This is a genomic window from Paraburkholderia sp. MM5482-R2 (assembly GCF_050436125.1).
Lineage (GTDB): Bacteria > Pseudomonadota > Gammaproteobacteria > Burkholderiales > Burkholderiaceae > Paraburkholderia > Paraburkholderia tuberum.
This window is the reverse complement of the sequence record NZ_JBNDLP010000002.1, coordinates 1,166,318-1,181,053: the sequence shown is the minus strand read 5'-3', so window position 1 is coordinate 1,181,053 and position 14,736 is coordinate 1,166,318. Positions and strand designations below refer to the sequence as shown.

Annotated in this window: 11 protein-coding genes; 8 read left to right on the top strand and 3 right to left on the bottom strand. The window is 61.0% G+C overall.

The features are described from left to right. Positions 1–231 precede the first annotated feature (231 nt). From OKW37_RS08415 to OKW37_RS08405, 3 genes are all read left to right on the top strand, one after another. Positions 232–1,671, top strand: a complete 1,440-nt coding sequence (locus OKW37_RS08415) for an aldehyde dehydrogenase family protein (protein ID WP_429407056.1) — start codon at positions 232–234, stop codon at positions 1,669–1,671. 91 nt (positions 1,672–1,762) lie between these two features. After that, positions 1,763–2,521 (top strand): SDR family oxidoreductase, encoded by a 759-nt coding sequence (locus tag OKW37_RS08410; protein WP_090803537.1) that lies wholly within the window; start codon positions 1,763–1,765, stop codon positions 2,519–2,521. A gap of 140 nt (positions 2,522–2,661) precedes the next feature. Then, a complete protein-coding gene (locus OKW37_RS08405) occupies positions 2,662–3,981 on the top strand; it encodes an MFS transporter (RefSeq protein ID WP_184059550.1) in 1,320 nt (439 codons plus the stop codon). A 700-nt stretch (positions 3,982–4,681) separates the two neighbouring features. Here OKW37_RS08405 and OKW37_RS08400 read toward each other — a convergent pair. Next, positions 4,682–5,302 carry a phosphatase PAP2 family protein gene (locus tag OKW37_RS08400; protein WP_221309084.1) on the bottom strand — a complete coding sequence of 207 codons (621 nt, stop codon included), beginning with the start codon at positions 5,300–5,302 and terminating at the stop codon, positions 4,682–4,684. Between the two features lie 1,062 nt (positions 5,303–6,364). On the opposite strand from OKW37_RS08400, the gene OKW37_RS08395 reads away from it, so the two are divergent. Further along, a complete protein-coding gene (locus OKW37_RS08395) occupies positions 6,365–7,315 on the top strand; it encodes a cupin domain-containing protein (RefSeq protein ID WP_429408461.1) in 951 nt (316 codons plus the stop codon). On the opposite strand, the gene OKW37_RS08390 is transcribed toward OKW37_RS08395, so the two are convergent. Further along, the gene (locus OKW37_RS08390; protein ID WP_429407059.1) at positions 7,306–8,268 is read right to left on the bottom strand and encodes a LysR substrate-binding domain-containing protein; all 963 of its coding nucleotides are present in this window, start codon (positions 8,266–8,268) and stop codon (positions 7,306–7,308) included. The genes OKW37_RS08395 and OKW37_RS08390 overlap by 10 nt on opposite strands. A 776-nt stretch (positions 8,269–9,044) precedes the next feature. On the opposite strand from OKW37_RS08390, the gene OKW37_RS08385 reads away from it, so the two are divergent. The 4 genes from OKW37_RS08385 (at position 9,045) to OKW37_RS08370 (ending at position 13,877) form a co-directional block, all read left to right on the top strand. Beyond that, positions 9,045–9,236: a hypothetical protein gene (locus tag OKW37_RS08385; protein ID WP_429401213.1), complete on the top strand. Its 192-nt coding sequence runs from the start codon at positions 9,045–9,047 to the stop codon at positions 9,234–9,236. Further along, positions 9,229–11,064, top strand: coding sequence for a recombinase family protein (locus OKW37_RS08380; protein WP_429407061.1), 1,836 nt, complete (start codon positions 9,229–9,231; stop codon positions 11,062–11,064). The genes OKW37_RS08385 and OKW37_RS08380 overlap by 8 nt, the downstream gene beginning before the upstream one ends. A 514-nt stretch (positions 11,065–11,578) precedes the next feature. Next, the gene (locus OKW37_RS08375; protein WP_184059552.1) at positions 11,579–12,694 is read left to right on the top strand and encodes a lactonase family protein; all 1,116 of its coding nucleotides are present in this window, start codon (positions 11,579–11,581) and stop codon (positions 12,692–12,694) included. Between the two features lie 604 nt (positions 12,695–13,298). Next, positions 13,299–13,877 (top strand): acetate uptake transporter, encoded by a 579-nt coding sequence (locus OKW37_RS08370; RefSeq protein WP_184059554.1) that lies wholly within the window; start codon positions 13,299–13,301, stop codon positions 13,875–13,877. A 340-nt stretch (positions 13,878–14,217) separates the two neighbouring features. Here the strand turns inward: OKW37_RS08370 and OKW37_RS08365 are convergent, their stop codons facing one another. Next, on the bottom strand, positions 14,218–14,640 hold the full coding sequence (locus OKW37_RS08365; protein ID WP_429407065.1) for an ACT domain-containing protein: 423 nt from the start codon (positions 14,638–14,640) through the stop codon (positions 14,218–14,220). Positions 14,641–14,736: the final 96 nt, after the last annotated feature.

The following is a 14,736-nucleotide window of genomic DNA, read 5'->3' as shown; positions in this document are numbered from 1 at the left end:
CGAACTGTGTGCGAACCGCGAACGTCGGGCACTGAAACCCCTCTCGCCCCGAACGACGGGGCCGCGCACCGGACCGTACGGAATGCGCCATTATAGCCAATCGGCAGGTGGCATCCGCGGTCGGATCGGCGCGATAATCGGCTGGCGTCTCGCTTCGCGTCTCTACCGTTTTGTGTCTCCCCTTCGAACCCGCGCCGCCGCACGCCGGCCGCACGTCATCAAGGAGCATGCATGGAAGAAGCACGGCATTTCATCGGCGGCGAGTGGTGCGCCGCTTCCGGCGGCGAATCGATCGCCGTACTCGATCCCTCGGACGGCCAGCCGTTCACGCGCATCGCGCGCGGCACCGAGGCCGATATCGACACCGCCGTGCACGCCGCACGCGCAGCGTTCGACGGCGCATGGGGCGCGCTGAGCGCCGCCGAGCGCGGCCGCGTGCTGTACCGGCTGTCGCTGCTGGTGGCAGCGCGCCAGGAAGACCTTGCACGGCTCGAAGCGCGCGACACCGGCAAACCGCTCAGGCAGGCGCGCGCCGACGCCGCCGCCCTGACCCGCTACTTCGAGTTCTACGCCGGCGCGGCCGACAAGCTGCACGGCGAAACTCTGCCCTACCAATCTGGCTACACGGTGCTGACGATCCGCGAGCCGCACGGCGTGACCGGCCACATCGTGCCGTGGAATTACCCGATGCAGATCTTCGGGCGCAGCGTCGGCGCGGCGCTCGCGACCGGCAATGCGTGCGTCGTCAAACCGGCCGAGGACGCGTGCCTTTCCGTGCTGCGGGTCGCAGAGCTCGCCGCCGAGGCCGGCTTGCCGGCCGGTGCGCTGAACATCGTGACCGGCTATGGACACGAAGCGGGCGCCGCGCTCGCGCGTCATCCGGGCATCGATCACATCTCCTTCACGGGCTCGCCCGAAACCGGCAAGCTCGTCACGCAGATGGCCGCCGAAAACCATGTGCCGGTCACGCTCGAACTCGGCGGCAAGTCGCCGCAAATCGTGTTCGCCGACGCCGATCTCGACGCCGCGCTGCCGGTGCTGATCTCCGCGATCGTGCAGAACGCCGGGCAAACCTGCTCGGCGGGCAGTCGCGTGCTGATCGAACAGGCGATTTACGAGCCGCTGCTCGACAGACTCAGCAGCGCCTTTCAGGCGTTGCGCGTCGGGCCGTCGAATGCCGACCTCGACTGCGGACCGCTGATCAGCGCGAAACAGCAGCAACGCGTGTGGGACTTTCTGTCGGACGCGCAACACGACGGCATCGCGATGGCCGCGCACGGCGAGGTGATTCCCGAAGCGCCTGAAAGCGGCTTCTATCAGGCCCCGACCTTGCTGCGCGACGTGCCCGCGAGCCACCGCCTCGCGCGCGACGAAGTGTTCGGTCCGGTGCTCGCCGCGATGTCGTTCCGCGACGAAGCCGAAGCGCTCGCGCTCGCGAACGGCACGCGGTTCGGGCTCGTCGCCGGCATCTGGACACGCGATGGCGCGCGCCAGATGCGCCTCGCCCGACGCGTGCGCTCGGGCCAGGTGTTCATCAACAACTATGGCGCGGGCGGCGGCGTCGAATTGCCGTTCGGCGGCGTCAAGCATTCGGGACATGGTCGCGAGAAAGGCTTCGAGGCGCTGTATGGCTTTACGGTGCTGAAGACGATCGCGATCCGGCACGGCTAGCGGGTGCCGTAGGGCTCGCTCGCGATCGGCGCGAGCAGCACGTTACACGCAACAACGCATCGCTCTATCCATCACAAACAACGGAGACATCATGCGGTTGACAGGTAAAACGGCCATCGTCACGGGCGGCGGTTCGGGTTTCGGCGAAGGCATCGCAAAGACCTTTGCGCGCGAAGGCGCGAACGTCGTGGTCAACGACCTCAACGGGCCGGCCGCCGAACGCGTCGCGAGTGAGATCGCGATTGCGGGCGGCAAGGCGATCGCGGTCCCCGGCAACGTCGCGCAACGCGACGACTGGCGCACGCTGCGCGAGGCCGCGCTGGAAGACTTCGGCAGCGTGCAGATCGTCGTCAACAACGCGGGCACCACGCATCGCAACAAGCCGGTACTCGAAGTGACCGAGGCCGAGTTCGACCGCGTCTATGCGGTGAACGTGAAGAGCATCTACTGGAGCGTGCAGGAGTTCGTGCCGTATTTTCGCGAGCAAGGCGGCGGCAGCTTCATCAATATCGCGTCGACGGCGGGCGTGCGGCCGCGGCCCGGGCTCGTCTGGTACAACGGCAGCAAGGGCGCGGTGATCGTCGCTAGCAAGTCGCTCGCCGTCGAGCTGGGGCCGGAGCGGATTCGCGTGAACTGCGTGAATCCGGTGATCGGTGAGACCGCGCTGTTGTCCGAGTTCATGGGGGTCGAGGATACGCCGCAGAACCGGCAGAAGTTCCTGGCAGGGATTCCTCTCGGGCGGTTTTCGACGCCGCAGGATATTGCGAATGCGGCGCTGTATCTGGCTTCGGATGAGGCGGAGTTTATTACCGGCGTGTGTCTCGAAGTGGATGGGGGGCGCTGCGTGTAGCGGTAGATGAAGCGCTGCGCACGCACTGCGTGCGCGGTCAGTGTTTTCCCCCAATATCGATTCGTCCTGCAAAAGACCTGGCGCGGATAGAATCGTTCGGCGGCGGCACTTCAATTCCATAAAAATGAGGAGACATAGTCATGGCTAGTCCTGCAAATCCGCTCCACCATCCCGGCGCTGGCGCGCCGCCTTCGACGTTCGAAGAGGCGACTTATCGCAAGGTTACCTGGCGGCTCGCGCCGCTATTGATGCTCTGCTACATCGTTGCCTATCTGGACCGTGTGAACGTCGGCTTCGCGAAGCTCGGGATGAGCACCGATCTTGGCTTGAGCGATGCGGTGTATGGCTTCGGCGCGGGGATTTTCTTCATCGGCTATTTCATCTTCGAAGTGCCGAGCAACGTGATCCTGCATAAGGTCGGCGCGCGTGTCTGGATCGCGCGGATCATGATTTCGTGGGGCGTGATATCCATGCTGACGATGTTAGTCACCACGCCGACGATGTTTTATGTGATGCGCTTTTTGCTTGGACTTGCAGAGGCGGGGTTCTTTCCTGGGATTATTTTGTATCTCACCTACTGGTATCCGGCGCATCGGCGTGGACGGATGACGACCTGGTTTATGACGGCGATTGCGTTGTCGGGGGTGATTGGTGGGCCGGTGTCTGGGTACATCCTGAAGAACTTCAACGGCGTGAACGGGTGGCACGGGTGGCAGTGGCTGTTTCTGCTCGAGGGGGTGCCGTCGGTGCTGGTTGGGATCATCGTGTTCGTGATGCTCGATGATCGGATTTCGAAGGCTAAGTGGCTGACCCGGGAAGAGCAGCAGTTGCTTGAGAGTCAGGTGTCGGCTGAGGAAGCGACCAAGCACGATATGCCGATTCGGCAGGTACTCACTAGCGGGCGGGTGTTGATGTTGAGCCTCACGTACTTCTCGTTTGTGATGGGGCTTTATGGGGTGAGCTTCTGGTTGCCGACGATTATCAAATCGACCGGCGTTACCGATGCGTTTTTGATTGGGCTGCTATCGGCGGTGCCGTTTGCGGCGGCTGTTGTGGCGATGGTGTTTGTGGCGCGGAGTGCGGATCGGTCGAGGGAACGGAGATGGCATATTGCGTTGCCGGCGTTTCTTGGTGCTGTGGGGCTCGTGCTTTCCGTCGTTTGGGCGCATAACACCCTGCTTGCCATGACTGGGTTGACGCTGGCTACCATGGGCATCCTCACTACACTGCCGTTGTTTTGGAGTTTGCCTACGGCGATTCTGGCAGGCACCGGCGCCGCTGCCGGGATTGCGATGATCAATTCGATTGGCAACCTTGCCGGTTTCCTTAGTCCTTATGCTGTGGGGTGGTTGAAGGAGGTTACCGCGGCGAACGATTCGGGGATGTATATGTTGGCGGCGTTCATGGTGCTGGGCGGTTTGCTTGCTATTAGTGCGCCGGCGAGGATGGTTAATAAGTGATTGGAGTCGCTGCTGAATGTTGCAGAAAGAGTGATTGCCCGCCTTCGCGGAATGCCACCGACGAGGTCGGGTTTATATGACCTTAGTGAAGCAGACGCAAAATCAGTCGGTGTCAAATTGGCGGGCGAGCTTCGCTCGACTTACTTCAAAAGCGTCCCCCCCAGTGTTGGGCGCGTTGGCATTTGGAGCAATGACTCGGGTTAGTGCCTCGCGTGTGAGCTCCCAACCGAAAGCTATAGCCGTACACGAGCAGCGGCACCTGTGGTGATCGGCCAACAATCAATCTTCCGTAACCAGCTCGGACACTCAGGCTTCCACTGCACCCAGGAAGCAGCCATTAAATCTGAGGGATGGCGGTCGCTTCTCATCGGCCATACCCGACGTTCGGCTGTCGGGGTTTGTGAGGCCGCTCCAAGTCGCATTTCCGACATTTGCATATCGGAGTTGGCGAATGTCGCACTCGCTGCGAGCGAATGCGTACTGTCGCCCCCTTTCGGTCCTTCGACGCAACGTGGTGAAATCGTCAGGTTTGGAGGGCGGATTCAAACGGCCATTCCATCGCGATGACGGTTCGCGATGCTGGATACGGGTGGTGGCGAGCAAACTCTGCGCGTCGAACTTACGGAGCGTTGTTCAAACGAGGTCAGGACGTCGCCGCGCCGCCACCTGCACACCAGTCACGTCCGTTTCGCAACCAGATCTAGAACCGCTTCGCGAAGCCAACCGTAAAACCGTGCGGGAGAATCTGCACGAACAGGGGTGTCTGCCACGTCGTGCTCAAGTATCCTACCGCCGTGCCCAGCGCCCAACCGGCGAGGACGTCGGTCTGCCAATGCGCCTGGCTTTTCACGCGTGCGATCGAATCATAGAGCGGCAACACCTCGAGTGCCCAAACCCACGGATCACGCCGACCATAGTTGACGATGAACGGCGTTACGAAACTCGCCTGAAGGGTGACTTCACCACTGGGAAAACTCTTTCCGCCGCTGAACCATTGGTTCGGTCCCTGGCCAGCGCTGGGCCGCTGGCGACCGAACGCATACTTCATGCCTTGGGCAGCGACCGCCGATATCGCCGTAGCGTCGGCCGATTGCCAGAATGTATGGCCCAGTTCGTTGTCGTTCCCAAGCCACAGAGCCCCACCCGCCGTCGTGGCTATCACGGCGTATTCAAGTGCGAGCTGAACATTGCGGTTCCATATGCCGCTCTGATCCAGCGCGACTTCATGATCGATCCCGCCGGCATATGCGCCCGAAAAAGTGAACGCCGTGATTGCGGCGGCTCCGCACCGTCTCCCTGTCACCCTGATTCCAGAAGTCATCGATCTCATTTTCGCCCTCGCGCAGCAGTGTGGCGAAAGGTTCGCGTAACTAGCTTTCTGCAGTTACTTTAAGACGCAACGTGAACGACGATCGCGGCCCGCACCATGATCGCCATGGATCATGGTGGCGACGATTGAAGGCAACTTCAGTCCGCCCCGGATCTATTCAAACCTTCCGATACTTCAATTGGCGCCTCGATGCGTAAACCGCCAGCAGAAGGAACTGCCGTCAACGTACCAACGCGACGGGATGCACAGCATGTGGTCGAATACTGTGAAACCCATGTTGCACAAGATCGTACTAGACCGATCTGAAGGAAACGTTAAGACCCGAAACGTTTCCAATGCTTAGGGAGCTAAGCCATGTCACATCAGCATCGAATTGATCGTGCCGGGCATATTCTCGCGATGGCACCAGAGGCGGCTTGAAAGGTCCTGTTAGCGCGGCACTTAACAACATGTCGAACCCATGTCGTCGGGCCCGGATCTCTGGTTTACCGAGGCCTGTGGCTGCCTGGGAAATCCCTAAATCCATGAACAGGACGGCCTGCCAGCATGAGTGCTTACGCCGCTAGACCGGCCTCAAGAGAAATGGCTGGTGTTGAAATGGATACGCATCCTCTACCGCTGCTGGCAGACTGGGACACGATACGACGAAAGCGTCTATCTAAACGCATTGAGGAAGCGAGGCTCGCCCCTTCTTGCAAACCTCATGCTTCCCCCTTCTAAAAGCTTGACGGACCGCCTCAGGGCGTGAAGCGGTCGATCAGAGTCCGAAATCAAACGTCCTTCGGTACGATTTCGGCCCGTCAACACAACCTCGTTGAACATTGCCTCCTGGCCAAACCTTGGCCGACGATGAACTGCCTAGCGGCCCGGCACGAACAACCCGCCGCGCCTCGAAACCGTCGTGGCACGGTGTTCCTTTTGCGCAAAGGTGATTTCGATGTCCGGCACTTCCGGCGCCAACGCCCCGCGCCTAAAGTCAGGTCAGCCTTCGGATGCGGATCCTCACAAATGGAACCGCGCGAAGCCCCCTCAAAACTCAAAAGGAGCAAAACCATGCTGACCAGGACATCCCCCGCGCTTCTCACCAAACCGAATGTCGCCACGGAAGACGCGCAATACTTCGAATACACTTCGTCCGCCAATCCGATTGGTGCGAAGCTCATCTCGCGTGTGCCGTTCTGCAGCTTCTCGCCTTCGCTTTATGCAGACGGCGCAACCCGAGTCGTGCCGCTTGACCTGTCTGCGGAGTTGGGCTGCCCGGGTCCCGCGACCGGTCCCGGCTTGAGCGCCAACTTCCTGCGCATCAATGCGGGCGACGCGTTGACACTCGATCCCAATGCGACCTCGCAGGTCTGCTATGTCATTAGCGGAGCGGGTAGCGTGCAGCAGTCCGAAACGAGCTTCCCCTTTTCGATGGGCGATTTCTTCACGTTCCCGGGCGGCCATGCCACGGTGCTGTCCGCTGCTGCGACGGCCACGCTCTATTACGTCAATGACGCGCCGCTGCTGACCTATCTTGGTACCACCGGAGTACATGCGCGCTTTGCGCCGACACGCTATCCAGCCGCCGAGGCGCAGGCAGCACTGCGCGCGGTCGCGGAACAAGCGAACGCGGGTCGTCGCAACCGCATCAGCGTACTAATGGGCAACACCAACTTTCCGCAGACGCGCACGGTCACGCATGTGTTGTGGGCGATGTTCGGCATCGTGCCGCCCAACTCGGTGCAGAAGCCGCACCGGCACCAGTCGATTGCACTCGACTTCATCGCCAGCGGCAAGCCGGGTGTCTATACGCTGGTCGGAACGGAACTGGACAGGGATGGCAATATCGTGAACCCGACCCGCGTCGATTGGAAAACGGGGATGGCATTCGTCACGCCGCCGGGACACTGGCATGCGCATTTCAACGAAACGAACGAAAACGCCTATGTGATTCCGATTCAGGATGCAGGCTTGCAGACTTACCTGCGCACGCTAGACATCCGCTTCGCCCATCAAGGCTGACGCTCCAGTGCGAGGCCGTCGTCCCAGTACGGCGGCTCGCCAAACGACTCGGCATAGAAATCCACGAAGGCGCGCACCTTCGACGAGACGATCTTCTTCGGTGGGTAGACCGCCCAGACCGCGGGTTCGGCTCGTCCGGTGCGTGCTTCCCATTCCGGTAGCACGTGCTGCAAGCGTCCTCCGCGCAGGGCCGTAGAGGCGAGCCATGTCGGCAGGAGCGCCACGCCACAACCGGCCACGGCGAGCGCGAGCACGGCTTCGGAGTCGTCAGCGCGCAAGCGCCCCTGCAACTCCACCAGCACCTGTTCCTGTTCTTGCGACGCCCGCGCGTCCGCGGTGACCAGCGTGAAATACCATTTGTCGTCCGGAACCAGGGACACGCGAAGCGCATCGCGCGCGGCCAGATCGCCAGGCACACGCGGCGTGCCGCTACGCGCGAAATACGCCGGGCTGCCACAGACGATACGACGATGCGGTGCCAGGCGCCTCGCCATCAATGACGAATCGGGCAGCACGCCGGTACGGATCGCCACATCAATGCCCGCATCGATCATGTTGAGCGTTTCGTCCGTAGAGACGATGTCGAGGTCGATATCAGGATAGCGCGCCATGAAGGCCGGCAGATGCGGCACGATGTGCAGGCGGCCGAATGCCGGTGGCATTGTCACGCGCAGCACGCCTTGTGGCGTGCGATTTAGCGACGACGTCACTTCGCGCGCGTCATCGAGTGCTTGCAACGCTAACAAGGCGTGTTCACGAAACAGCCGGCCGCCTTCTGTCAGGACGAGGCCGCGCGTCGACCGGTTGAATAGGGCGATGCCCAGATCTCTTTCGAGTTCGCTGACGTAGCGGGAGACAGTCGAGGTCTTGACTGACAGTGCATTGGCCGTCTTGCTGAAGCTCTGCAGTTCCGCTGCGCAAACGAAGGCCCGTACTGCGGCGAAGTAGTCCATGGACTGTCTGACGTGGATGGGATTACCTGGCTGTTGCCGAGACCGCTAGTGTACTGCCCCGGCGCGGGCGAGTGTCGCTCGTTCCCCGGCTGCAGCCCGGCAGCGATTGGCGGCACGCGACCCCTTCGAGTCACTCAATCCACGTTGACGAATGTCCCCCTGCTGCCCTACAGGAGGCCATCGTCAATCTGTTCGCCCCGAAGGGCTTTTCAAGTCAAGGCCGAAGGTAGTCCATTGGCAGCACTTACTGGCGGATCAGTCATACCTTTGGCGGGATTCAACGGCATTGGGAGCACCGTCAAAAAATGTTCATGGTCAAGCGGCCCAGATGGACTATATACAAACGAGGGGCGGCGAATGGCTGTACGTCCAACGAAAACCGCCCTTGACTCAGGTCCGCGAGAGCCGCAGTCAAGCCGAACGGAGATGTACAAGCCGTCAACACAACGCCCATATCAGCGAATCAAAGGAGGTTCTCTACCGCTGGCATCCGTGGTACGGGCACACGGTATGGATTTTCACCACGATAGAGAGGAAGAACGCCGAGTCAGTGTTGCGCTGTGGGCGAGAGCCGTTCGACACGGCAGGCTTGCTGGAGGTGCCGCAATGGATGTTCGATCCCGTTGCCTGCTGTCGCATTACCTCGGCAACGTCTCCCGCCGTCAGCTGTGAAGCATTGAGGGAACTGAAGTACCTGCTGGCGCAGGCGCCTGCTGCCAAGCCGCGCGGTATGGTACAAGCCGAGCACCATCCTTTGCTCCGTACAGGAGGTGCTGATGCGACGCCAGACAAACCCCCAACCGGGCGGTCAACTCGACCTGTTCCGTCCCTTTCCGAAGACACCACAATGGGCGCGCCTGCCGCAGGAGGTCCGGCAGCAGACGGTGCGTTTGCTGGCGCAACTGCTGCGGCAACACCGTCGCGGGCTGCTCGCCGCCGTACACGAGCCGGAGGTGCGCGATGAGTGACAAGATTCGGGCGCAGCATCTGGCGCGCAAGGCCATGCTGTACGTGCGCCAGTCGTCGGCCTATCAGGTCAGCCACAATCTGGAGAGCCAGAAGCTGCAGTATGCGATGCAGGATCGTCTGCATCAGTTGGGCTGGAACGAGATCGAGGTGATCGACGAGGATCTGGGACGCTCTGCGGCCGGAACGCAAACGCGCACGGGCTTCGAACGGATGGTCGCAGAGGTCTGTCTTGGGCACGTCGGCGCAGTTGCCGCTCGCGAGGTTTCACGATTCGCGCGCAACAGTCGCGAGTGGCAGCAACTGGTTGAGGTGTGCCGCGTCGTCGACACGGTGCTCGTCGATCAGGAGACCGTCTACTCACCACGGCAGAGCAACGATCGTTTGCTGCTCGGCTTGAAGGGCAGCCTGAACGAATACGAGCTGGATCTCTTGCGTCAGCGTTCGCTCGAAGCTCGTCGGGAGAAGGCCAAACGGGGCGAACTCATTGTCGCGGCGCCGGTGGGTTACTGCAAGACCGAAGACCAGCGCCTGGAGAAGGATCCGGATTTGCGCGTGCAGGACGCCATCCGCTCGGTATTCCGCCAGTTCGGCGCGATTGGTTCGGTGCGTCAGACGTTGTTATGGTTCCTGGAGCACGGCCTGCAGTTGCCGGCATGCATGCCGCGCGGCGAAATCCAATGGAAACGGCCGAGCTACGGCACGGTGTACCGGATCCTGACCAACCCGATCTACGGTGGCACGTATGCCTACGGCAAGACCGAATGCGCGATCCATTACGAGGCTGGGGAACCACGCAAACGTGATCGCCGCAAACCACGGGATCAGTGGCTTGCGCTCATTCCGAATGCCCACGAAGGGTACGTTGACTGGGACGAATTCGAACGGATCCAGTGTGCCATTAGCGGCAACCTGCGTCTGGCCGGACACGCTGGCGCCCCGAAGAACGGTGAGGCCCTGCTGGCGGGACTGTTGCGCTGCAGGCGCTGCGCGAGCAAGCTGACGCTACACTACACGGGTAACAGGCACGACGCCTTGCGCTATAGCTGTCATCGCGGCTGGATGGACAAGGGGCAACCGCGTTGTATTGCGTTCGGTGGCACACGCGCGGACGCGGCCATCGCCGAGGCGGTCTTGCAGGTCGTTCAACCGGCGGCAATTGAGGCAGCAATCGTGGCGCGCGAAGAAGAGACCCTGAAGCAGGACGAAGTGCTGGCCGCGTTGCAGCGGGATCTTCAGGCTGCACGCTACGCCGCGCAACGCGCGCAGAAACAGTACGATGCTGCTGACCCCGAGAACCGGCTTGTCGCCGACGAACTGGAGCGGCGCTGGAATCATGCGCTACTACGCGTAGAGGAACTGGAATCGCGTATCGAGCAACAGTCGGGCACATCCGGCCAGATACCGCCTACCCAGCCAGAGGAGTTTGCCGATCTTGCCACTGCATTGGAATCGATCTGGCCGCAGGCCGACGCCCGCCTGAAGAAGCGCATAGTGCGCACCCTGATCCACGAAGTCGTCGTTGACGTTGACGACGCAACGAGCGAAATCGTGCTCGTCATTCACTGGAAGGGCGGAGTACATACCGAGATTCGCGTGCCGCGGCGGCGCCGCGGAGAGAACACTACGCATACGTCACGTGAAGCAATTGATGCCGTGCGCCAGCTTGTCCGTATCTGTCCGGATCTGGTGATCGCCGGCGTACTCAATCGCAATGACCTGGAACCGGCCGGGGTAACTTCTGGACCCAGGAGCGAGTCACCGCGTTGCGCAGCCACCATCAGATCCCGGTCTATTCGAGCGAACGACGTGCTGCTGAAGGATGGATGACGTTGACCGAGGCATCGGCGTTCATCGGTGTGAGCCCCGGAACGCTCAGGCTCGCAGTTGAGCGCAACAAGATCCCCGCCGAACATCCGTTACCCAACGGGCCATGGATCTTCAATCGCAATTCGCTTACCGGGGACGCAGTTACCGAACTCGTCGGACGGGCTCGCGCACGGCGTGGACACCCCACAATACCAACGACACAACAGGGCTCTCTAGATTTATCAACAACATAGCGAGGTTGGGCAGTATGAAACGCACTTGTACGACGCCGAATAGTCGCGACCCGGCTCCCGACCAATCCACCGCTGCCCGATGTTCCCTGTTCGACCTCCTTAACCACCGTGTAGTAAACGCGACAAGGGGTGAAGTAATGAAACAGCTCGCGAACTGGGTAACGCTCTTGCAGGTCTGCCTGTAGCCCAATTTATCAAGGACGTAACGTACAGCTACCTGCTCTGCCCACTCGTTCATCCGACGTCACCCGTTCGCTCGTCGCCCACGCAAGGAGTACGCCATGTCATTTATCACGTGCCGTTTAACGTTTCTATTGCGAACCATCGCGTTCGCGACGGCGTTAGGATTCGCTTCAATCAGCATTGCGCAAGCCGATTCGGAGGTCGATCCGCCAGGAGCGGTTTACGTTCTGTCAAACCAGCCGTCCGGGAACTCGGTTCTTGTCTATTCGCGCGCTGCCAACGGAATACTGAACTACGAGGCCACGTACTCAACTGGCGGTAAAGGAGCAGGCACGGGAGCCGATCCACTAGGCTCGCAGGGTTCCCTAACGTTGGCAGCAGGCTTTCTCTTCGCCGTGAACCCGGGCAGCAATGATGTTTCGCTGTTCGCGGTCGACGGCAGCAAACTGACGCTGCTCGACAGAAAACCATCGGGTGGTCAAATGCCCGTCAGCGTGACCGTGAAGGGGCCCATCGCGTATGTGCTTAATGCCGGAGGCACACCGAACATCAATGGCTTTATCGTCGACGCGTTTGGCAAGCGTCTCGTTCCATTACCAGGCTCACAACGACCACTTGCCGGCGGAAACTCCGCCCAGCCCGCGCAAGTGAAGTTTGCGCCGGAAGGCAACGAACTGCTCGTGACCGAAAAGGGCACACAACTCATTGACACGTATTATGTCGGCTTCACCGGTTACGCCTCGAAGACTCCAACCCCCCATGCGTCAAACGGCGTCACGCCGTTCGGCTTTTCCATCACGACCCGGGGTTATGCGATCGTCTCCGAGGCCGGATCTGGTTCGGTTTCCTCATATGAGGTCGAGGACAGCAAACATCTGACTTCCATCAGTGCGGCAATTCCCTTGGGCCAGAGCGCCCCTTGCTGGCTTGTCACCACGGGCGATGGACGTTTTGCCTACACGGCCAATGCCGGTAGCGGCTCGATCAGCAGTCTGCGGATCGCGGCGGACGGCACAGTACGCTTGCTCAATCCGACTGCAGGCACACTCAGCGCTCCCCTTGACATGGCGCTCAGTGGTCACAGCAAATTCCTCTACGTTCGTGAAGGTAACGGCGCTGTCAGTGGCTTTCGCGTGATGCCAGACGGAACACTCGAGCCACTTGGCTCAGTCACCGGCGTACCGCCGGGGGCACAAGGGATCGCGGCGCGCTAGACACATCTCCCCCGCGCGGGGAGATGTGCACGCGGGATCATGCTTTCGTATCCCTGTATCGGCAGCCTTCGCGCAAGAACGTTGCCGGTACCGCTGAGCACCCGCCGTCCACCTTGATCCGATTGAAATCGAGGCTCCCGGTCAAGCAGGTGTTAGGTGAGTCCAAACGGGCGACGGTGAGCGAGTCGAATCCCATCACTTTCTTCAAGGCTTCCTGGAGTCACATTGACTCCCGGCCCTCCCATGGCCGATCCGGCCGGTTGGCACGGGTCCGGCCAAGAGGCCGCTCTTGAGTGCCCAACCGACGCTCGAACGCCATTGACCCGCTTTCGATCACGTTCATACGGGTAGCGACACGCTGCGTCTATCTGGCGGTCATCCTCCAGCCAGATCAGTACCATCCGATTCGGCGAGCGGCGCAACGCATCCTACACTTAAGTTCAACCGCGCAGGCTTGCACGTGGCTGCGCCACAAATTGGGCCGAACGCATATTGCGCTGATGGCCATCGATAGCGAGCATGGCGCGGTCGCGTTCGGCGGCGACCGAGGGATTCGTATCGTCTCCGGATATGTCTCAGATGCTAACCACCAAGGAGGCGGTTTATGAACAGTAAGTTAGCCAACCCGGCGCCGCTCGGGCTCGCTGGATTCGCATTCACCACATGGATGCTCAGCATGGTGAACGCCGGCTGGTTCGACAAGGATGCCTTGGGGCTCGTGCTGGCGCTAGCGTTCGCTTTCGGCGGCACGGCGCAGATGATCGCGGGCGTGCTCGAATTTCCACGCGGCAATACGCTAGGCACGGTGGCGTTCCTCAGTTACGGCTCCTTCTGGTGGTCCTTTGCGCTGTTTGTCGCGTTCCTGGGCACCAAGGTGCCTGAGGCCTTCATCGGCTGGTATCTGTTTGTGTGGGGGGTCTTCACGTTCTACATGTGGATCGGCTCGCTGCACACGAGTACGTCTGTGCAACTGGTGTTTCTCTCGCTGTGGGTCACTTTTCTGCTGTTGGCGATCGGCGCATGGACAGGTATGGGCGTTGCCACGCGGGCCGGCGGCTATGTAGGCTTGATTACCGCTCTACTGGCGTTCTATGCGTCGGCGGCGATGGTGATCAACGAAAGCTTCGGACACACCGTGCTTCCGACACACGACTGGGCACAAGCCCATCCGCGAGCGGCCTAGCCACTCGGCGCGGGTCGGCCGGCGTGCAGCAAGCGCGCCGGCCAGTCAGGCCTGCGGTGCTCCACGGAGACGGAGACCAAGTCTGAGTATCGAGTCTTTCCGGTATCAGCTAAGTGGGTCGAGAAATGTGGACCGACTGGACTCGTTACGAGGCGATGGATCGCCGTTCGATGAGGAACTCTGATGTTCGAACGAATACCCCCTGACAATTCGCGCTATCGGCGGGTGTGATCACTGGCCGGCTTTACGACGTCATAAACGTGTCAGGGCGTTGCTGCGATGGCGTCCCACGGCCGGCGCGGCACGCAAGCACTCCTTTTGGTCGCGGCGGCGCAACGTCCTACGCCTGCTGCAAAATCTCCATTGCACGAATCGTGTCACCCAGCGCGTCCATTGCCAGGTAGGCAACGAACTGTGTGCCGATAGCGGCAGCCGAAACGCCGCGAAGGTTGATTCCCCCGGTAGCCAACTTTTGGGTCAACTCTGCAATGATGCCCGGCCGGTCGGAGCCCATCACCCGCACCGGGTGAAGACTCGGGAGGACGTTGAACCCCACCTGCGAGGCGGCACGAATTTCTCGGTCGTTCTGAAGCGGCGCGAGAAACACGACCGCCTTCCCGGGTGCTTCCGCAGTTCGACGGGAGATGATGAATTGCAGGTTCGCTCCGGCATCTCGCAGGACACTTAACACTTCGGCGAGACCGCCGGGCCTGTCCTCGATTGTGGCCGCCCATACGTCGACACGTTCAACGAGCAGATCCATGGCGCCTCTCCCGTTTGATGAACCCCAATGAAAATTGAGTTCAGGGTTGACCGACCGGCAAGTCAACGCTCCTCGTCGCGCTAACACCATTGGCCC

Coding starts and splice junctions, on each gene's coding strand:
- OKW37_RS08410 (WP_090803537.1), top strand. CDS start 1,763: ATGCGGTTGACAGGTAAAACGGCCATCGTCACGGGCGGCGGTTCGGGT.
- OKW37_RS08375 (WP_184059552.1), top strand. CDS start 11,579: ATGTCATTTATCACGTGCCGTTTAACGTTTCTATTGCGAACCATCGCG.
- OKW37_RS08390 (WP_429407059.1), bottom strand. CDS start 8,268: ATGGACTACTTCGCCGCAGTACGGGCCTTCGTTTGCGCAGCGGAACTG.
- OKW37_RS08415 (WP_429407056.1), top strand. CDS start 232: ATGGAAGAAGCACGGCATTTCATCGGCGGCGAGTGGTGCGCCGCTTCC.
- OKW37_RS08385 (WP_429401213.1), top strand. CDS start 9,045: ATGCGACGCCAGACAAACCCCCAACCGGGCGGTCAACTCGACCTGTTC.
- OKW37_RS08405 (WP_184059550.1), top strand. CDS start 2,662: ATGGCTAGTCCTGCAAATCCGCTCCACCATCCCGGCGCTGGCGCGCCG.
- OKW37_RS08380 (WP_429407061.1), top strand. CDS start 9,229: ATGAGTGACAAGATTCGGGCGCAGCATCTGGCGCGCAAGGCCATGCTG.
- OKW37_RS08395 (WP_429408461.1), top strand. CDS start 6,365: ATGCTGACCAGGACATCCCCCGCGCTTCTCACCAAACCGAATGTCGCC.
- OKW37_RS08370 (WP_184059554.1), top strand. CDS start 13,299: ATGAACAGTAAGTTAGCCAACCCGGCGCCGCTCGGGCTCGCTGGATTC.
- OKW37_RS08365 (WP_429407065.1), bottom strand. CDS start 14,640: ATGGATCTGCTCGTTGAACGTGTCGACGTATGGGCGGCCACAATCGAG.
- OKW37_RS08400 (WP_221309084.1), bottom strand. CDS start 5,302: ATGACTTCTGGAATCAGGGTGACAGGGAGACGGTGCGGAGCCGCCGCA.